18 protein-coding genes are annotated in these 18,596 nt (G+C 48.0%); 11 read left to right on the top strand and 7 right to left on the bottom strand.

Annotated elements, in window-relative coordinates; all coding sequences use genetic code 11:
- Nucleotides 1–137 precede the first annotated feature (137 nt).
- Nucleotides 138–3,245, top strand: a complete 3,108-nt coding sequence (locus tag EXU85_RS02295; protein ID WP_142770522.1) for a PVC-type heme-binding CxxCH protein — start codon at nt 138–140, stop codon at nt 3,243–3,245.
- 117 nt (nt 3,246–3,362) lie between these two features.
- Complete coding sequence (locus EXU85_RS02290) at nt 3,363–4,313, top strand: hydroxypyruvate isomerase family protein (protein ID WP_142770521.1); 951 nt, start codon at nt 3,363–3,365, stop codon at nt 4,311–4,313.
- Between the two features lie 115 nt (nt 4,314–4,428).
- Here the strand turns inward: EXU85_RS02290 and EXU85_RS02285 are convergent, their stop codons facing one another.
- From EXU85_RS02285 to pnuC, 4 genes are all read right to left on the bottom strand, one after another.
- Nucleotides 4,429–4,737, bottom strand: a complete 309-nt coding sequence (locus EXU85_RS02285; protein WP_111344898.1) for an isoamylase early set domain-containing protein — start codon at nt 4,735–4,737, stop codon at nt 4,429–4,431.
- A gap of 159 nt (nt 4,738–4,896) precedes the next feature.
- Nucleotides 4,897–5,868 (bottom strand): AAA family ATPase, encoded by a 972-nt coding sequence (locus EXU85_RS02280; RefSeq protein WP_142770520.1) that lies wholly within the window; start codon nt 5,866–5,868, stop codon nt 4,897–4,899.
- A gap of 1 nt (nt 5,869) precedes the next feature.
- Complete coding sequence (locus EXU85_RS02275) at nt 5,870–6,277, bottom strand: lipocalin family protein (RefSeq protein WP_142770519.1); 408 nt, start codon at nt 6,275–6,277, stop codon at nt 5,870–5,872.
- A gap of 93 nt (nt 6,278–6,370) precedes the next feature.
- Complete coding sequence (gene pnuC / locus EXU85_RS02270) at nt 6,371–7,045, bottom strand: nicotinamide riboside transporter PnuC (protein ID WP_142770518.1); 675 nt, start codon at nt 7,043–7,045, stop codon at nt 6,371–6,373.
- 74 nt (nt 7,046–7,119) lie between these two features.
- Between pnuC and EXU85_RS02265 the strand changes: the two genes are divergently transcribed.
- The 5 genes from EXU85_RS02265 to EXU85_RS02245 all read left to right on the top strand — a co-directional run bounded on the left by EXU85_RS02265 (nt 7,120) and on the right by EXU85_RS02245 (nt 12,443).
- Nucleotides 7,120–8,313, top strand: a complete 1,194-nt coding sequence (locus EXU85_RS02265; protein WP_142770517.1) for a Gfo/Idh/MocA family protein — start codon at nt 7,120–7,122, stop codon at nt 8,311–8,313.
- A gap of 165 nt (nt 8,314–8,478) precedes the next feature.
- Nucleotides 8,479–9,261 (top strand): SDR family NAD(P)-dependent oxidoreductase, encoded by a 783-nt coding sequence (locus EXU85_RS02260; RefSeq protein WP_142770516.1) that lies wholly within the window; start codon nt 8,479–8,481, stop codon nt 9,259–9,261.
- Between the two features lie 12 nt (nt 9,262–9,273).
- Entirely contained in the window at nt 9,274–9,780 is a 507-nt protein-coding gene (locus EXU85_RS02255; protein ID WP_142770515.1) for a GNAT family N-acetyltransferase, read from the top strand.
- Between the two features lie 73 nt (nt 9,781–9,853).
- Nucleotides 9,854–11,278, top strand: a complete 1,425-nt coding sequence (locus tag EXU85_RS02250; protein ID WP_142770514.1) for a Gfo/Idh/MocA family protein — start codon at nt 9,854–9,856, stop codon at nt 11,276–11,278.
- A gap of 136 nt (nt 11,279–11,414) precedes the next feature.
- Entirely contained in the window at nt 11,415–12,443 is a 1,029-nt protein-coding gene (locus EXU85_RS02245; protein ID WP_142770513.1) for a methionine synthase, read from the top strand.
- Nucleotides 12,444–12,562: 119 nt separating this feature from the next.
- Here EXU85_RS02245 and EXU85_RS02240 read toward each other — a convergent pair whose 3' ends face one another.
- Complete coding sequence (locus EXU85_RS02240) at nt 12,563–13,126, bottom strand: acyl-CoA thioesterase (RefSeq protein WP_142770512.1); 564 nt, start codon at nt 13,124–13,126, stop codon at nt 12,563–12,565.
- 172 nt (nt 13,127–13,298) lie between these two features.
- Nucleotides 13,299–13,625, bottom strand: a complete 327-nt coding sequence (locus tag EXU85_RS02235) for an iron-sulfur cluster assembly accessory protein (protein WP_142770511.1) — start codon at nt 13,623–13,625, stop codon at nt 13,299–13,301.
- Nucleotides 13,626–13,705: 80 nt separating this feature from the next.
- Here EXU85_RS02235 and mce point away from each other — a divergent pair, with 80 nt between their 5' ends.
- The 4 genes from mce to EXU85_RS02215 all read left to right on the top strand — a co-directional run bounded on the left by mce (nt 13,706) and on the right by EXU85_RS02215 (nt 17,753).
- Nucleotides 13,706–14,113: a methylmalonyl-CoA epimerase gene (gene mce / locus EXU85_RS02230; RefSeq protein WP_142770510.1), complete on the top strand. Its 408-nt coding sequence runs from the start codon at nt 13,706–13,708 to the stop codon at nt 14,111–14,113.
- Between the two features lie 98 nt (nt 14,114–14,211).
- Nucleotides 14,212–15,879, top strand: a complete 1,668-nt coding sequence (locus tag EXU85_RS02225; protein ID WP_142770509.1) for a M1 family metallopeptidase — start codon at nt 14,212–14,214, stop codon at nt 15,877–15,879.
- A 72-nt stretch (nt 15,880–15,951) separates the two neighbouring features.
- Nucleotides 15,952–17,139, top strand: a complete 1,188-nt coding sequence (locus EXU85_RS02220; protein WP_246859405.1) for an AAA family ATPase — start codon at nt 15,952–15,954, stop codon at nt 17,137–17,139.
- The gene (locus EXU85_RS02215; RefSeq protein WP_142770507.1) at nt 17,136–17,753 is read left to right on the top strand and encodes a hypothetical protein; all 618 of its coding nucleotides are present in this window, start codon (nt 17,136–17,138) and stop codon (nt 17,751–17,753) included. Before EXU85_RS02220 ends, EXU85_RS02215 begins: the two co-directional genes overlap by 4 nt.
- A 252-nt stretch (nt 17,754–18,005) precedes the next feature.
- Here the strand turns inward: EXU85_RS02215 and EXU85_RS02210 are convergent, their stop codons facing one another.
- Nucleotides 18,006–18,413 (bottom strand): hypothetical protein, encoded by a 408-nt coding sequence (locus tag EXU85_RS02210; protein ID WP_142770506.1) that lies wholly within the window; start codon nt 18,411–18,413, stop codon nt 18,006–18,008.
- Nucleotides 18,414–18,596: the final 183 nt, after the last annotated feature.

The following is an 18,596-nucleotide window of genomic DNA, read 5'->3' as shown; positions in this document are numbered from 1 at the left end:
CAATATTGATTTATCGCAGGAATAAATTAACCCAAAAATAGAGAGGCAATGGGTATAAACTGGCGCTACTGTTATTTTTACTCAATAGATAGCCTACTACTCGTTAACGAGCTAACCTCGCCTAGTTGCTCACGCATATGATCTCATTTTTCGCATCTAAACGCTCTGCTTTTATACGCCGGGCCGTTGCCCTTTCCGCAGCTGGTTTTTTAATTGGCGGAGTTTTTATCGGCGCTTATCAGAACCGGAACCTGAACGCAGCATCAGGAAATTACCTAACCAGGCTGTTTGCCAAACTGAACGACGACGATAAACACGACCCTAAATATGCCGTTGGGAGCCTGAACGTAGCCCCCGGCCTGGAAGCGACTCTTTTTGCTTCGGAGCCGATGCTAACGAACCCAACCGACATCGATGTAGATTCACGAGGTCGGGTGTGGGTGTGTGAAGCCTATAATTACCGCCCGGCTATCAACGGTAACCCGACTCACAAAGAAGGCGACCGCATTGTGATTCTGGAAGATACCAACGGCGACGGTAAAGCCGACGTTTCGAAAGTATTCTACCAGGACCCGAGTATCGAATCACCGTTGGGTATTTGGGTGCAGGGCAATAAAGTTATCGTTTCCGACAGCCCCAATGTGTGGGTTCTCACCGACGAAAACGGCGACGATAGAGCCGACAAAAAAGAGTTGCTTTTCACTGGTATAGGGGGAGAACAGCACGACCACGGCATGCACACGTTTGTGTTCGGGCCCGATGGTAAATGGTATTTTAACTTCGGAAACGAAGGTGGCCAGCTTCTCGATAAAGACGGTAATGCCGTTACGGATATGGTTACCGGTAAAACCATCAATAAGCAGAATTTCAAAATGGGCATGGTATTCCGCTGCGACCCCGACGGAAAAAACGTGGAAATGCTGGCCCAGAATTTTCGGAATAACTATGAGGTCGCCGTTGATTCGTACGGAACGCTCTGGCAGTCGGATAACGACGATGATGGCAACAAGGGCGTTCGGATCAACTACGTCATGGAAGGGGGTAACTACGGCTATACCGACGAAATGACGGGCGCAGGCTGGCAAGCCAATCGCGAAAATATAGAGCCCGAAATCCCCCGTCGACACTGGCACTTAAACGACCCTGGCGTGGTACCCAACCTCCTCCAGACCGGGGCCGGTTCGCCAACGGGAATGATTGTATACGAAGGTAAACTCCTGCCCGAAGTTTTCCGGAATCAAATGATTCACTGCGATGCGGGCCCCAATGTGGTACGGTCGTATCCGGTGCAGAAAGATGGAGCGGGTTATAAAGCCGAAATTGTGAATGTACTCGAAGGCGCCCGTGACCAGTGGTTCCGACCTGCGGACGTATGCGTAGCACCCGATGGTTCGCTCATCATTGCCGACTGGTACGATCCAGGCGTAGGAGGCCACCAGGCGGGCGATCAGAACCGGGGGCGCGTGTATCGCGTAGCTCCACCGAACTCGCCTTACACCATGCCTAAGGTGGATCTTACAACTACGGCTGGTGCTATCGATGCCTTACAAAGCCCAAATATGTCTATCCGCTATGCGGGTTGGCAGAAACTGCGTGAACTCGACAAAAAAGCGGAAAAACCATTAGCCAATCTGTATAAATCGTCAGATAATCCACGGATGCAAGCCCGCGCATTGTGGCTGTTGAGCAAGCTGGACAAAGGCCCAAAATACATTGAAACGGCACTAAAAAGCACCAATCCCGATTTACGGATTACCGCACTCCGGGCCGCTCGTGAACTAAAACTTGATGTAATTCCATACCTAAAGCAGTTGGTCAACGACCCGGACGCACAAGTACGCAGAGAGTGCATTATTGCTCTTCGTCGAAGTGCATCTCCTGATGCTCCCGCGCTATGGGCACAACTGGCTAGTCAGTACGATGGTAAAGACCGATGGTATCTGGAAGCCTTAGGCATCGGAGCCGAAGGCAATTGGGATAGCTACTACACGGCCTGGATAAAGCAGATGAAAAGTGACCCGCTCGCCAATGCCAGTGGCCGTGACATAGTCTGGCGGGCTCGTACAAAAGAATCTGTTCCGCTGTTGGCTAAACTCGCCGGTGATCCTTCGGTTGACCTGAGCCAGCGGCTGCGCTACTTCCGGGCATTCGACTTTAACCCCGGTGCCACCGAAAAATCAACTGCCCTGCTGAGTATTTTACAAGTCAACAGCAACTCAACTGACGTTACCAAACTGGCATTACGCCACCTCGACCCTGCTTTCGTAAAAAGTTCGCCGGTGGCTACCACAGCGCTTACCAAATTGATGAAAGACGTATACGGAACGCCCGAATACATTGAACTTGTAACGCGTTACGAACCGGTTTCCGAAAATGCTAATCTCCAACAATTAGCTGTGAAGAAGGCGATGGATGGTATGGGACGCGATGCCGCCCGGCAATTGTTGAAGCAGGGAGGAAGTCCACTGGTTTGGGAAGTTATAGATGATAAAGATACCGAAGCCGCTACCAGCATGCTCGTAGCCTTACGCCGTATCGGAAACAAAGAATCCATTGGTATCCTGAAAACAGTTGCATTAGACGATAAACGCCCGGCTTCATTACGTCGGGAAGCCACTCGGTCGCTGGGGGGTAGTATGGAAGGTGCGGATCTGGTCGTATCTCTCCTAAAATCCGGCGACATTAAAGGCGATTACAAAAAGGCTGCGGTGCAGGGTGTTAGTAACGACTGGCGAAAAAATGTTCGTCAGCAGGCGGCCAGTTTTTTAGATGGCGGCAAGAGCGCTGAAGGCAAAAAACTACCCGGCCTGAATGAATTGCTTGCCTTAACTGGTGACGCAACAAAGGGTATAGTTACCTTTAAAAACAACTGCTCTACCTGCCATCAGGTGAATGGCGACGGCATGGACTTTGGCCCAAAACTATCCGAAATTGGCTCTAAACTGCCCAAAGAAGGCCAATATCTAGCTATTTTACACCCCGACGCGGGTATCAGTTTTGGCTTTGAAGGATGGGACGTTAAGTTTAAAGACGGCAGTTCCATGACCGGTATTGTGTCCAGCAAAACCGAAACCGATCTGCAAATGAAGTTCCCCGGTGGTGTAACTCAGAACTACAAAATGTCTGACGTTGTCTCCATGAAACAAATAGATTCCTCCATGATGCCATCAGGCTTACAGGAGGCCATGAGTACCCAGGAATTAGTCGATTTAGTTGAATATTTAGCCAGTCTCAAGAAAAAATAACCTGAACCGGGATTTAGCTGATTTTACTGACTGACTTTGATTTTTATTTTCAGCGAAAATCTATTTGTAAAATCAAAGTCGGTCAGTAAAATCAGCTAAATCCCGGTTCCCCTTACTATGCAACGACGCAACTTCGTAAAATCAACTTTTGGCGCAGCTGGCTTAGGCCTGACCGGTGCCGCCGTTTCGGGCGAATCACTAGCCGAGAACTGGCATTCTCAGCCTAATTTTCTGGCTAAGAATAACTTCAAGCTCAAATATGCCCCGCACTTTGGCATGTTTGAAAACAGCGCGGGCAAAGACCTCATCGACCAGTTAAAGTTCATGGCCGACATGGGTTTTACAGCAATGGAAGACAACGGCATGATGGGCCGCGACCCTGCCTTACAAACCAAACTGGGTGAAGAGATGGCCCGCCTGGGAATAACCATGGGCGTGTTCGTACTCGATAAAGGCGGTAACGGGCAAAATACCCTCGCTGCCGGGAAGCAGGAGTACATCGACATTTTCCTGAATGGCTGCAAAAAAGCCGTTGAAACAGCCAAGCGCTGCAACACGAAGCTCACCACGGTTGTACCCGGCGATTTCGAGCGAAAACTGCCCATTGGTATTCAGACCGGTAACGTAATTGACGCCCTTCGCCGGGGAGCCGACATTCTGGCAGCGGGTAACCTAACCATGGTACTGGAACCACTGAGCGATACGCCAAACCTGTTTCTGCGCACCTCCGACCAGACGTATGAAATCTGTCGGGCGGTCAATAGTCCTTCATGTAAGATTCTATTCGATATCTACCACATGCAAAAAAACGAAGGGCACATTATTCCGCACATCGATTGGTGCTGGAGTGAAATTGGCTATTTTCAAATTGGCGACAATCCGGGCCGGAATGAGCCAACCACGGGTGAAATCAATTATAAAAACGTATTCAAACACATTTACCAGAAACAGAAAGCCGAGAATAAGGAGTTCATTTTTGGTATGGAACACGGCAAATCCCAACAGGGAAAAGAGGGCGAAGTGGCTCTGATCAAAGCCTACGTCGAGTCTGACAGCTTTACCGTGTAGCGCCGACCGTCTCGGTCGGTTGTGAAGGACTAATAGACTGAATATGATAAATGGGTAATCAGTGGTCTACTGACCAGCCTGGTTACCCATTTATCGTGTTCAGTAAATGTCTTGTTTAGAGAACAACAACAGAGTTCTCATCGCTAGAAACGCCACTGGCTACGTATTTATCAGCAGCCCAATCGTTCGTCCAGGTCGTACCATCTAAAATGTAGCGGTATTGATACTCGCCACCCACTGGCAGTTCAACGGTCGTTTTGTACGAACCATCTTTCTGCTTCTTCAGAACCTGGGCACTAGGGTCCCAGCTATTAAATTCACCGGCCAGAGCGACCGTTTTTGCGCCGTTGACGGCCTCAGCCGACAATTCAAACGTTACTTTTGCAAGCGGTTTGCTTTTTAGAAATTGTTTGGCAACTGCCATAGAGGTTTACTGTTTGGTTTCTACTGCAAAATTATAGTACAATATTAGTAATATCATAATTATCAATGGGTTATAGGCTAAAATTCTTTAAATAATCATAATTAATAATTTTTGCTTTATACTTGACAATCTAAAAAACGTCCTATTTTATTGACTGGATTAAGCGCCATAGAGCAGCTTTTGCGTAATTCTACTTACTGTATCCATGCGTTCTGAATATGAGCCACTTACAAAATAGTAAGGTAAGTTTCGGCGGTCAAGCTCCTCCCGAAAGCGAGCCTGCATTTCAGATCGGCGATGTCCCTGATCGCGTAGCTCATCGGCAACCCAGGGAACATCAATAGCTAACATAATATAGGCATCATAGTGTACCTGAAGCTCCAATTCATACAATACAGGCGGCACGTCATGCAGATAAACGTCCGAATAGATCTGCGTTGTAATAACGTCCGTATCGCAAAATAGAACCCGGTTCGCCAGTTTCTCCGCTTGCCATACGGCTTCCGTTTGTGCGTAGCCTATTCGCACAAAATCGTCTAGTGTAAACTCGTTGGAGGTAATTAGATCACGAGCCATTTCGGGAACAAAAATCGTATGGTAGTCGGCAGCTAACTGGCGGGCCATCGTGGTTTTACCAACGCTCTCGGGGCCGTACAAACATATTTTTTTAACGAAATAAGGACGTACTATAGCTGGAATAAACTCCCAGTACCGGGCTGGCTGTTGCCGAATCAGTGTAGCCGAAACAGGAACCTGCTGACGAGGAGGATCAAAGGAAACGTGCCGTAACCCCGAATGATGCGCTAAGGGAATCGCATAGTCCTCCGACGAAAAAAACACGCTCACTTCCGGAAAACGTCGTTTAATAAAAGCGGCCCACAATTTGGTAACCTCCCACAACGGCAAGGTTGGATCGTGAAACTCATTCGTTTCCGCAACAACCTCTATGGTAGAATAAGGAGCTAGTAATTCCGTCAGCCATTGAAATCGGATATCAGGAGAAATTATGTCATCGGGCGAAATGGTCATCGACACGATGAGTTGATCGCATTGCTTTCGGGCGAATTCAATCAGCGCCAAATGCCCCGTATGGACCGGCATAAACTTCCCAAAAACCAGGCCCGTTGTCATGCTACCTGACAAAAATATACTCACCCGTACCAAATGGATTCAATACAAGTTGCTTCGCAGTAATTGAAACCACGGGCATTAGCTTCCCTCCTAGAGACGACATACATAAAGCCGTAATTCGTACATTATCTCCCTCGATAACGTATTTACCACTACCACAACCCAGAAAACTATACTCCCCCGGTTTCGTATTTTCATACGATTCCGTAAAGGTTCCATTCTTGCCGAATGAGACATACACACTCTGGGTAGTAGGTACCGTGACAGCCGTACAGGTTGACCCACTGGTAGGCTTGCAATAAGAAGTTAATCGCCAGGTGCCTACGAGATTATCCATTGGCGTTAATGTATCTGATTTAGAACAAGCCAGAACGGTCCATACAGACAGGATAAATACAATGTGTTTCATTGGTAACGATCGATTGTGTTCATTCAGCTAGACCCCAGAACCCAACGAAAGGTTGTCGCGACACATCGCCTAAAGCTTGACTAGCCAGAGAGGCTACTTTAAAGCGGTTTGTACCGGATAGCTTCGGTACTCCCGTGTCCAGTGCCAGGCACCCTGAAAGGCAATCAGACAGAAAATAGCATACTCCACGCCCACCAACTTCACGCCCTTATTAAAGTACATATACGTGCTGATGATATCAATGACCAGCCATACCCACCAGCATTCCAGTTTTTTATGGATCATCATAAACGTACCAATAATGCTCATAACCGTCGTGAACGAATCCAGATACGGAAAAGCGCTGGGTTTGCTAAACATGACCGGAAACCAGACATGCAGATTCTGCGCAAACGTGCCCATGATTCCGGTAGCCACCACACCACCAAGCAAGACCAGTACCAACGGGCGTCCTACTAACCGGGTAATGCGAAGTTCATTCCGTTGATCGGCTTCATCAACGGTTGGGTGTGTCCAGCGCCACCAGCCCTGTAGGTTGGTTACGAAGAAAAACACCTGCAAAAACATATCTGGATACAGTTGGATCTGATAGAACAGAAAGAAAAAAAGCAGTACACTGGCGGCTCCAATGGGCCAACTCCAGACATGCGCTTTGGCCGCCAGCCAGGTAGCCGCCGATCCACTGACCACACCGAAGAACTCCAGATAACTCATGGGGTAATCCCATAACGTAAAGAAAATGGTATGGATGTCAAAAAAGTTGGGCATGAATGGCGTTATCAGTCGAGATTGTAGCTATTTAGTGTTACGAAAGTACGGATTAACCTTTTACCTGAACCTTTATGCAACGTATTGCCATGCTTGGGGGCGGCTTCATTGGCCGCTTCTATGCCGAATCCATCCACGGTCAGCGCAGCCGCGACAAAGTGGTAGCCATTTATGCCCGTCGTCAGGAAACTGCCGATAAATTTAAAGCCGACTACGGCTGTGAGTTTGCGTCGACCGATATGGAAGAAATCATTGCCAATCCTGATGTGGATATGGTTTGTATCGCTCTGCCCAACAACATTCATGAAACAGCGGTCAATTTGTGCGCGAAACACAAGAAATCAGTGGTTTGTACAAAACCATTAGGCCGCACGGGCGAAGAAGCCCTGCGTATGATGAAAACCGTTGAAGAAGCGGGAATTTTTGCCGGTTATCTGGAAGATCTCTGCTACACACCTAAGTTCCTGAAATCGCTGGAGAGCGTTAAAAATGGCGCTCTGGGCCGAATTCTCTGGGCAAAATCCCGCGAAACCCACCCCGGCCCTCACTCCGACTGGTTCTGGGACAAAGAGCAGGCCGGTGGCGGTTGCATGCTCGATTTAGGTTGCCACTGCGTTGAAATAGCCCGGAATTTTATCGGGAAAGATGTAAAACCCGTTGAAGTCATGTGTTGGGCCGCTACGCAGGTAAAACCCATCGACGCCGAAGATCACGCTATTGCTTTAGTGAAATACGAAAACGGGGCCATCGGCCAGTTTGAAGTAAGCTGGACTTTCCGGGGTGGTATGGACCTGCGCGACGAAGTGATGGGAACCGAAGGCACGATCTGGATCAATAACTTCCTGCGGACGGGCTTTGAGATGTTTACAACCGGCAAAGGGGGTGATTATATAGCCGAAAAAGCAGAATCCAATTCGGGCTGGCTCTTTCCAGTTGGCGATGAAGTAAATGACCTTGGCTATAATCACATGTTTACCGACATGTTCAAATCGCAGGAAGAAGGTCGTGACCCCGCCGAAACCTTCTACGATGGCTATGTAGTAAACGCCGTATTGGACGCAGCCTACAAATCGGCCGAAACCAAGCAGTGGGAAAAAGTACACCTACCCGTCTGGCGTGGTCAGGAAGGCCTCAAACCCGAATCGACGCTAGTTGAGTACGATGCGGATCATTACCTGATCAAACAGGAAATGACCCACGACGGCCGGAACAAGGTGATTCTGAAAGAGAAAGCCAGCGGAAAGATTATTGAACGGGATATTGTGTAAGCCATATAAATAGGGGCAAGTGGTTTAGCACTGCTTGCCCCTATACTTATTGTTCATTTACTTGAATATCACCATAAGCTATATAAAACTACAGACGGGTTGCCGATAGCCAACCTATTTCGTTTCTTGCATGATTAAATTCCAATTCGATTATCCAATATCGCCATGTGGTTAGAAAATAAAAAGATTGTCGTCATCGGGGGTACAACAGGTATGGGCCTGTCGGCTGCGTTGGCGTTCGTGCGGGAGGGAGCACAGGTGGTTGTCGTTGGGCGTAATTCAGAAAGCTGCACAGAAGCCGAAAAACAGCTCGATGGCAATGGACTGGCCATGTCGGGGGATGCCTCCGATCCACAAACAGCGCCAAAAGCTATAGCCCTGTGTCAGCAGATTTTTGGTGGTTTCGACGGCTTATACCACGTAGCCGGTGGCAGTGGCCGACGGTTCGGTGATGGTCCTCTTCATGATATTACGCTTGATGGCTGGAATTACACGGTTAACCTTAACCTGACGTCATTGATGCTATCGAATCAGGCGGCTGTCCGGGCGTTTCGGGCACAGAGTAGTGGCGGTGTTATTCTGAATATGGGTTCTGTATTAGGGTCCCGGCCCTCACCCACCTATTTTGCGACTCATGCCTACGCAGCCATGAAATCGGCTGTGATTGGCTTCACGAAGTCAGTAGCGGCCTATTATGCCAATGATAACATTCGCGTTAATGTACTAGCGCCAGCACTGGTCGAGACCCCAATGGCCCAACGAGCCACCAATGACGATACAATCCTGGCCTTTACCAAAACCAAGCAACCTCTTGATGGTGGACGTATCGGCCATCCCGACGATCTGGATGGAGCAGCCGTTTATTTCATGTCTGATTATTCAGCCTTTACAACTGGCCAGGTGCTCACCGTTGATGGGGGCTGGAGTGTTAGTGAAGGCCAAGTATGAAAGTCATCTGCCATGATCGAAACACCCCGTTTGACGTTAATTCCGCTGAATCTTCATCAAATTCGGCTCCATATTGCGGATAACCACCAACTGGAAGCTACGCTAGGCTTAAAGAAAGGCCACCGAGAAGCCGTGGAACCGGTGTTAAGCATCATCAAGTATTTTACCATACCCCGCTTACAGGACCCTACCTTTAATCCACTCTATCATACCCTATGGCTGGCTATTGATCGCCAGAATCAGCAGTTTGTAGCCGAAGCGAAGTTTAAGGGCGAGCCCGATGAGACCGGAACAATTGAGATTGGCTATGGAACCTATCCAGCCTTTCATCGAAAGGGGTACATGACCGAAATGGTGAGCGGGTTGGTGACGTGGGCAAACCAGCAACCCGGCGTGTTGCGCGTAGTAGCCGATACAACGGCCGATAATGTAGCCTCGCAGAAAGTACTGGAAAAGAATGGTTTCCGGTTATTCGACCAGATTGAAGACATGCTGTGGTGGGAATATACCGTTGACTAGTTAAAAGCCCGGAAGAAAGTGCTTTTGCCTTTCAGGATTGCCCACCTAGGCGACCTGACCTACTCCTTACCCTATGCATTCACGTCGAAAATTCCTCCGCCAGCTTGGTAGCACGTCAGCTCTACTGGCAGGAGGAGCAACCCTGGCCGGTGCCGAAAACCTTTCTCCTACAGATCGAAATTTTCGCGAGAGCCTGATCGAAATTATTAAACCTCGATCGGCAGCTGATACGATCAACATTGCCCTTATTGGTGCAGGTATCATTGGTCATTATGATCTCGATTGTGCCCTGAAAGTACCCGGCACGAAAGTGGTGGCAGTGGCTGATTTATACGCTCCCCGATTAGTTCGGGCTAAAGAAATGTGGGGAAATGATCTTTTCACGACCCGTGATTATCGCGAGATCCTGGCGAGAAAAGACGTAGATGCTGTTCTGATTTGCGTTCCCGACCATTGGCACGACCATATCTCCATTGCGGCTCTGAATGCAGGCAAGCATGTTTATTGTGAGAAGCCCATGGTTCACCATATCGAGGAAGGCCATGCCGTTATTGCTGCACATAAAAAGTCTGGCAAGGTATTTCAGGTGGGTAGCCAGCGAGCTAGTGCGTCGGCCATCCTCGAAGCAAAAAAACGCTACGAAGCGGGCGACATTGGTGAGTTGACATCGGTCGAAGCATTTTTAGATCGAACCGATGCGCTTGGTGCCTGGCAGTACACCATACCACCAAATCTTAACCCCAAAGACGTGGACTGGGCTACGTATCTGGGCGATGCGCCCAAACGACCGTTTCAGGCTGAGCGCTTCTTTCGGTGGCGCAACTACAACGACTATGGCACGGGGGTAGCAGGTGATTTGTTTGTGCACTTGCTGACTGGATTGCATACCGTAACGGGCAGCCTGGGCCCAACCAGCATCTACGCACTTGGCGATCTGAATTACTGGAAAGATGGGCGCGATGCGTATGACCTCGTTACTGCCCTGATAAACTATCCCAAAACTGATAAAAACGCATCATTCTCCCTGGCAATGCGTGTCAATCTGGCAACGGGTGCTGGGGGAGATATTCATACCCGCCTGGTTGGTACCGAAGGCGTAATTGATATTGGCTGGAACTCCTTCGTTCTGAACCGGCTCAAGCGACCCAATGCCCCCATGTATAGCAAGGGCTACGACGCCTTGTTTACCTATCCGCAGGCTATGCAGGAGGAGTTTATTCGGCAATACGACCAGAAATACCCCGCCGGGCAATTTACCCGTCAAGTGCAGAATGAACCCGCTGTTACCTTCAACGCACCCGACGGCTACGACGATCGGCTCGATCACATGATTGTGTTCTTCAATGCTATCCGGGAAAATAACCCGGCGTTGGTGAAAGAAGATGCCGAATTTGGCTTGCGGGCCGCGGCCCCATCCTTAGCCGCCAACCTCAGTGCCGCCCAGCGAAAGGTAATTAACTGGGACCCTGTAGCTATGAAACTATCAAAAGCCGTTTAACTATAAATAAATGAATAATGGATAATGAATAATGGATAATGTAAAAGGTTTCTGTTTAGTAGGGCGTTACCTACTCATCATTATTCATTATCCATTATTCATTACTTAGCTTAACCTCCTAAACTCCTTTACCATCATGCAGCCCGTACCCATAAAAACCACTGTTGTCGGATCGATGCCCTTTCCGGGCTGGCTCGAATTTTCCAGCCAGCATCTCGGGCAGTTTGGCCCCGCCGACATCAATGAAATGATTGAAGATGCTGTTGTTGCATCCGTTCACGACCAGGTAGCTGCGGGTTTAGACGTCATCACCGATGGCGAGCAAACCCGCTTCGACTTCAATCTGTCGTTCTATGGCTATATCAATGGTATTCAGAACAACGAGACTGAATTGCGTCGGTTTGGACCGCCCGCACACGACCAGCGAGGGAAGCATAACATCGTTGAACCACTGACTGCCCCTAACGGCTTGGGCGTTGTTGAAGAATACCTGCGTCTAAAACGGCTGGCCCCCGCAGGGCAGGGCATTAAAGTGTCCATTCCAGGCCCATACACGCTCAGTGGGCGATTATTGCCAGGTAGTCTGTATAAAGACCGATGGGAAGTAACGGAAGCCTTGTTACCCCTGGTCAGCAAGGAGATTGCCACACTGGTTGAGCTGGGTGTGCCCGAGATTTGCGTGGACGAGCCCTCGATGTCATGCTATGCGTATCGGGAGGATACCAAACGGTTTGTGGATATTTTCAACCGAACCGTAGCACCGGGCGTCGGTAAAACACGGCTTTCCATGCACCTGTGCTTTGGCAACTACAAAGGCCGGTCGGTGGGCAAAAAAACCATCGCCCCCATGCTCCCTGATTTTCTGGATATGACGGTCGATGAGCTTCATTCTGAAATGACCATCCTGAACTTCTCGGAAGTGAATTTACTAGAGCGCTTCGCCGAGAAGTTCGACGTAGCCGTAGGGGTTATCGACGTGAAAAGCTACTACATCGAAACCCCCGAAGACGTAGCTGAGCGCATTCGCAAATGCCTTCCCTATGTTCCCGCCGAAAAACTAGCTGTTGCCCCCGACTGTGGGTTGAGTCAAACCGCTCGCTGGGCCGCCAAACAAAAACTGACGAACATGGTGGCCGGGGCCAAAATTGTGCGGGGGGAGCTATAATTTTTGTCATTCCGACCTTAGCGGGGCGGCCCGTGCCGAGGAATCTCAAGCTTGACCATTATGAAAATTGAGATTCCTCGGCACGGGCCGCCCCGCTAAGGTCGGAATGACAAAAATTACTATAAATTCAAGCTTAGACCGTCCGCCAGTTCACAACGCTCATTCACTAATTTATCAACGCTTTCATCAATCAGCATCTGCGTCTTGGCATTGTGAAAATACTCGGCGTTCATGATCCGAAGCTCTTTGCGTTTCATCGCTTCCAGAAAACGGCGAATGTCATCAGATGTTTCGAGAAGGAGCGGTGGCACCTCGGTCGGTTTTTCTTGATCATCTTTCGCCACCATTGTGAAATAGCTGGTATTAGTGTGCTTTACACTGCCTAGTCTCACATTCTCAGATATAACTTTAATGCCCACGACAAGCGACGTTCGGCCGACATAGTTAACTGATGCCATCAGCGAAACCAGTTCCCCTACCTCAACCGGTTGCCGGAAATTGACCCCGTCGACGGAAACCGTTACGCAATACTGACCTGCGTGTTTAGCTGCACAGGCATAAGCCACTTTGTCCATCAGGGACAGGAGTATACCCCCATGCACACGGCCGCCAAAATTGGCATAAGATGGAATCATCAGTTCGGTAAGTGTCGTGCGGGAATGGCTAACGGGCTTGGCGTTCATAACCGGGATTTAGCTGATTGGAAGATTTTCTGGATTTTGTCAATAGGAATGAACAAATATGCAGTAATATGGCAAAGTATAAAAACACAGAAGCCGCTCCCTAAGAAGCGGCTTCCACAAAATCATGCAAATCTAAAAATCAGCTAAATCCCGCCGGGCCGCCGATGCGGTCTCAGACGGCGAAACTTTCACCGCAACCGCAAGTACGGCTGGCGTTCGGGTTTTTGAACTGGAAACCTTTGCCGTTCAGACCGTCCGAAAAATCAAGTTCGGTACCGGCCAGATAAAGCAGGCTTTTGCGATCTATTAGAATCTTAACGCCTTTATCTTCAACAACGTGGTCGGTTGGTTGCTGCGTAGCATCGAATTGAAGATCATACATCAGGCCCGAGCACCCGCCACCCTGTACGCCTACACGAATGGCGTAATTTTCGGCCAGGCCATCCTTCTGACGTAGTTCAACAATTTTGTTTTTGGCAATTTCTGAAACCGTAACCATAGTCGTAATCGAGTCAATGTTGACGCATATCAATGCTTTCTCTATAACTTTCGGCCAAACGGAAAAGTTCTTTAGAACACATGCTTACTAACGTCGAACACATCGGCATCGCCGTTCGCGACATTGCCGCGTCGAATGACTTATTTACGAAGTTATTGAATGTTGTCCCCTACAAATCCGAAGCAGTTCTGGCCGAAGGGGTAACGACTTCCTTCTTTCAAGTAAATCAGACCAAAATTGAACTCCTCGAAGCCACGAGCCCCGATAGTCCGATTGCAAAATTTCTGGAGAAAAAAGGGGAAGGAATCCACCACATAGCCTTTGAAGTAGAGGACATTGAGGCTGAGATGACTCGGCTAAAAACGGAAGGATTTACGGTCTTGAACGAAGCTCCAAAACGTGGGGCCGACAATAAATTAGTGTGTTTTCTGCATCCCAAGGGCACGAATGGGGTGTTGATTGAACTGTGCCAGGAAATTAAGGAGTAAGTAACTTGGATTCTATCGATCCTGTGGATTCTCGGGGCCGCCCGCTTGGCATAAATACAATAGAATCACCAGAATCCACAGAATCTAAAAATAGCAGCATGAAGAAAAAAGAGAAAGCAATACTGGTTGCCCTGTTCGTTTTAATTACGTCGGCCGTTCAGTGCCAGCAACCGGGCAACTTAGCCCGGTACACACAGCCCGGCGTTGATGTTCAAAATTATGCATTCTCGCTCACGCTGAGCGATTCGACCAACCAGATTAAGGGCGAAACTACCATTCGCTTCACCCGCGCCGATGACCGGCAAACCGTCTGGTTCGACTTGATTAGTCCTAAATCGGATTCAGCGCAACGGTCCGACGGATCAGCGGGCATGAAAGTGCGTTCGGTGAGTCTTGCTGATGGAAAAGCGGCACCATTCAGCCAGCGCAATGACCGGGTATTTATCAACCTGCCTGCCGCTCCCAATCAACCAACGGAGCTGGTTATTCGTTACGAAGGCACTCCAGCAAAAGGTCTGATCATTAGTCAAAACAAGTTTGGCGAGCGCACATTTTTTGGCGACAACTGGCCGAACAACGCCCGGAACTACCTTCCCGTTGTGGATCACCCCTCCGACAAAGCAACCTGTTCATTTTCAGTCAATGCTCCCGCTACGTATCGGGTCATTGCCAATGGCAAATTCGTAAACGAAAGCAGCCTACCAAATGGCAGAAAGCTAACGCGCTGGCAGGAGAGTACGCCCATTCCAACCAAAGTAATGGTCATTGGTGCCGCCCGATTTGCCGTCGAGGAAGTTGGCTCGGTAAGTGGAGTGCCGGTACAAAGCTGGCTGTATCCTAACGATAGTCAGAAAGGCTTTATCGACTATCGTCCGGCCAAGGAAATTCTGCAATACTTTATTGACAAGATTGGTCCCTATTCCTACGAGAAACTGGCCAACGTGGAATCAACCACGATCTTTGGGGGGATGGAGAACGCCAGTTGCATTTTCTACAACGAGAAAGTGATTGTGGGGCATAAAGATTCGGATGTGGAAGCCCTACTGGCGCATGAAATCGCCCACCAGTGGTTTGGCAACTCAGCTACCGAATCCGACTGGTCACAGCTTTGGTTAAGCGAGGGTTTTGCCACGTATTTTTCAGCCCTTTACCTCGAACATGCTTACGGAAAAGACACCCTCAACGCGGTACTGAATCAGAACAAAGGCCAGATTTTCCGGTTCTCAGCCCTAAAACCCAAAGGCACCGTTGTTGATTCGACCACGACGAACCTGATGGATTTACTGAACCCGAACTCCTATCAGAAAGGCGGCTGGGTGCTGCACATGCTCCGGAATGAAATCGGTGATGAGGCCTTTTGGAAAGGCATCCGGGCCTATTACGCGACCTACCGCAACCGCAACGCCCAATCCAGCGATTTGCAGGCTGTGATGGAAACGGCCTCGGGCAAGAAATTAGGGCAATTTTTCCAACAATGGCTCTACCAACCCGGCTATCCTGAACTTGTGTGGGGTTCAAGCTACGACGCCACTAAAAAGGCTCTGGTGATTGATGTCCGGCAGGCACAGCGAACGGGCGCGTTTTTCGTCGTACCGCTCACATTCAGCATCCGCGATAGCAACGGCCGCGAACTCACCCGAACTGCCCGCCTAACCATGACCGAGCAAACCCAGACATTCACGATTCCGCTGGCAACCAAACCCGGCTCCGTCGCCATCGACCCCGATAACACCGTGTTGATGCGTGCCACCGAAATGGGCAAGTAAATAGTTATCTTGCATACCGAGACTACCTTCTAAAGGCTGTTCGATGGGTTTGATATGCCATATCTTGGAGATATGGCATATCAAACCCATCGAACAGCCTTTAGAAAATCCGCTTACCGCCACTTATTCCTACCAACCATGCTCAAGCGCGTTTTCATCCAGAACTTCAAGAGCCTAAAAGACGTCACGCTCGATCTTCAAAAAGTCAATTTGTTAATCGGCCCGAATAACTCGGGGAAGACGAATTTTTTGAAGGCGCTGGAGTCGTTTTCTTTTGACGGTTTAAGATCTCAAAATATAGACGTTTTAGAAGCAATAAGTCATAAACACAAAAGAGTAGATATTACTTATGAATTTGATTATATACCTGAATCTAATGGGTATATGATGAGAAGTAATAGCGCAAAGAACGTGAGTTTATATCACTGTATTCAAAAGTCAGTTATTCAAATTGAACCTGGGCAGCAAAGGATTGAAAACATATTTGATGATTGGTTTATAGATGATGAGTTCAATGAAAAAATAGAAAATTTAAATCCTAATGTTTCTAGAAGAGAGTTTTTTGAATTTATTAATACTAAGATTTATAGACCAGACCCGTCAAAACTTGTTCAGCAAGTAAAATTTTCAGCAGATCAAGTAGAATTATCGGCAGACTGCTCAAACTTAATTTCATTCTATTTTTATGTCGATAGCAATTTCAAACGGAATGCAAAAAAAATCCAAGATGATCTAACTAAATGTATTCCTGAAATTGCCTATTTCACTTTACCACCCGTAAAAGTTGGAAATGAAAGTATGCTGGGATTACGTTTTTTTGACAAAGACGAAAATAGTTACCGGGCTGACGAAGTATCAGAAGGTGTTTTATACTTCCTCGCCCTCCTATGCATCATAAACCAACCCAATCCCCCTAAACTTCTTCTTCTCGAAGAACCAGAAAAAGGCATTCATCCACGCCGTATCTGGGAAGTCATGAAGCTTATTTTCCAATTAGCAGAGGAGAAAGACATTCAAGTAATTTTAACAACTCATAACGAGCACATTGTTAATACGTTCTCGACAATTCCAGAATCCGTATTTGTCTTCGACAAAGACGACGATGGAGCTACTTACGTGCGAAATCTCCAAAAAGACATTATTGATGTAACAGACAGAAAGAGTGAAGAATTGGGTTTAGATAAAATCGACCTTACATCTAATTTGGGGGAGAACTGGCTTTATGGTTTAATAGGTGGTGTTCCATCAGATGAGATATGAAGACAAATAAGCGGCTCGATTATACACTTATTGCCGAAGGATACGCAGAATACGCATTCATACCGACTTACTTACGATTAATAGCCGAACAATATAAAATTCAGGCAGTGCGGAGTAAACTGGGCTTTAAAGGGCAAAATGCAGGTAAATCAAAAGTACTGAAAGAGGCAGAGCCAATATCCACAACTGCAATTTTACAAAGTCACCAACTAATTGTAATAGGTATTGACCTAGATGCCGTAGACTATGAACAAGAGCAGCCTAAACACACGGCCGAGTGTGATCTGGTACTAAAGGCATTAGGTAAAACCCATAAAAATTATGGAAACCGAATTGTCCATTTTGTCACAGTTCAGGCTATCGAACAATGGTTGGCCTACCAGGCTTATAAAATTGGTTTAGCCGAAAAATTTCTCGAGAACAGCCAGGAAAGTAAGCATCAAAGTGAATTGAAAAAGTTGCTGTATGGCCCCAAAGACAATGGCCCTAATATGGACCGTGTAGCCGAAAAAATAGCAACATCTGCAGACTTCAACGAGCTAGCCAAACAATCCCGCAGCTTCGCCCATTTTCATAATCAGGTAACCGCCTTTCTGGCTCTGTACAACAAATAGAAAAGAACTAAACCCGTTAAATTAGTCCGCCCGTTCCATGCCGTAGGTATGGTATGTTTATAGAAATGGGCCTCCTATGTGATCAAGCATGCCGTAGGTATGAAACCCATTCCGAATATTGCATACCTACGGCATGCCAATTAATCAATGGGCGTCCCGTTTCTATAAACATTCGATCCCTACGGGATCTGGAAACACCAAAAACCAGCCACGGCCTCACGACCGTGGCTGGTTCATAAACTTACGTCTCAATTAGTTGAGCGTAATGGTGCGGACTACTTGCTGAGTAGGTTGTGTAGATAGCTTAACCGGATAAACCGTTGCATCGGTGCCAGACGTAATCTCAACTTTGTAATCGCCATCAGTCAGTTCCGATAAGTCGAACTGAAATCGGACATTACCCTGCTTTTTGCCAACCAACTGCTTTCCCAGCAAGGTACCATCAGTCGATTTTAGCGAAATGATCATTGGTTGACCTGGCGTCCGCTCCACGAAAACATTCAGTCGGGATGGTTTTGATGATGGGAAAACGGCCACTTTGTACGAATTTGTCGTAACGGGTGCCATCGCCGATTTGGTTGGTGTTGTAGCCGCAGGTGATGCGAATGTGGCCGTGCTCAGGAGCAAGGCAGCCAGTAAAGATTGAACAAACGTTTTCATGATGTTTTAGTAGTTGTTGTTTATAAAAGGAACAGAACAAAGGTATACCGTGGTAAAACGCTCATAAACAGACGTATGCATGAGCAAGCGAAAATGCTAGCTGAACAGGTATAAATTGCTGACGAATCGTTGGATAGGTTGAGATTGCTGACAAGGGAATTCCTCAAACGAACTTCCTCCTTC

This window comes from Spirosoma sp. KCTC 42546 (assembly GCF_006965485.1).
Classification (GTDB): Bacteria; Bacteroidota; Bacteroidia; order Cytophagales; family Spirosomataceae; genus Spirosoma.
The sequence above is the reverse complement of the archived record's forward strand: the minus strand, read 5'-3'. Positions and strand labels throughout refer to the sequence as shown.

Bases quoted from the DNA above. Each gene is read 5' to 3' on its own strand.
- EXU85_RS02275 (WP_142770519.1), bottom strand. From the start codon at position 6,277: ATGAAACACATTGTATTTATCCTGTCTGTATGGACCGTTCTGGCTTGT.
- EXU85_RS02235 (WP_142770511.1), bottom strand. From the start codon at position 13,625: ATGGTTACGGTTTCAGAAATTGCCAAAAACAAAATTGTTGAACTACGT.
- EXU85_RS02265 (WP_142770517.1), top strand. From the start codon at position 7,120: ATGCAACGTATTGCCATGCTTGGGGGCGGCTTCATTGGCCGCTTCTAT.
- EXU85_RS02245 (WP_142770513.1), top strand. From the start codon at position 11,415: ATGCAGCCCGTACCCATAAAAACCACTGTTGTCGGATCGATGCCCTTT.
- EXU85_RS02290 (WP_142770521.1), top strand. From the start codon at position 3,363: ATGCAACGACGCAACTTCGTAAAATCAACTTTTGGCGCAGCTGGCTTA.
- EXU85_RS02255 (WP_142770515.1), top strand. From the start codon at position 9,274: ATGATCGAAACACCCCGTTTGACGTTAATTCCGCTGAATCTTCATCAA.
- EXU85_RS02215 (WP_142770507.1), top strand. From the start codon at position 17,136: ATGAAGACAAATAAGCGGCTCGATTATACACTTATTGCCGAAGGATAC.
- EXU85_RS02250 (WP_142770514.1), top strand. From the start codon at position 9,854: ATGCATTCACGTCGAAAATTCCTCCGCCAGCTTGGTAGCACGTCAGCT.
- EXU85_RS02240 (WP_142770512.1), bottom strand. From the start codon at position 13,126: ATGAACGCCAAGCCCGTTAGCCATTCCCGCACGACACTTACCGAACTG.
- EXU85_RS02280 (WP_142770520.1), bottom strand. From the start codon at position 5,868: ATGACAACGGGCCTGGTTTTTGGGAAGTTTATGCCGGTCCATACGGGG.
- pnuC (WP_142770518.1), bottom strand. From the start codon at position 7,045: ATGCCCAACTTTTTTGACATCCATACCATTTTCTTTACGTTATGGGAT.
- EXU85_RS02295 (WP_142770522.1), top strand. From the start codon at position 138: ATGATCTCATTTTTCGCATCTAAACGCTCTGCTTTTATACGCCGGGCC.
- EXU85_RS02220 (WP_246859405.1), top strand. From the start codon at position 15,952: ATGGCATATCAAACCCATCGAACAGCCTTTAGAAAATCCGCTTACCGC.
- EXU85_RS02225 (WP_142770509.1), top strand. From the start codon at position 14,212: ATGAAGAAAAAAGAGAAAGCAATACTGGTTGCCCTGTTCGTTTTAATT.
- mce (WP_142770510.1), top strand. From the start codon at position 13,706: ATGCTTACTAACGTCGAACACATCGGCATCGCCGTTCGCGACATTGCC.
- EXU85_RS02210 (WP_142770506.1), bottom strand. From the start codon at position 18,413: ATGAAAACGTTTGTTCAATCTTTACTGGCTGCCTTGCTCCTGAGCACG.
- EXU85_RS02285 (WP_111344898.1), bottom strand. From the start codon at position 4,737: ATGGCAGTTGCCAAACAATTTCTAAAAAGCAAACCGCTTGCAAAAGTA.
- EXU85_RS02260 (WP_142770516.1), top strand. From the start codon at position 8,479: ATGTGGTTAGAAAATAAAAAGATTGTCGTCATCGGGGGTACAACAGGT.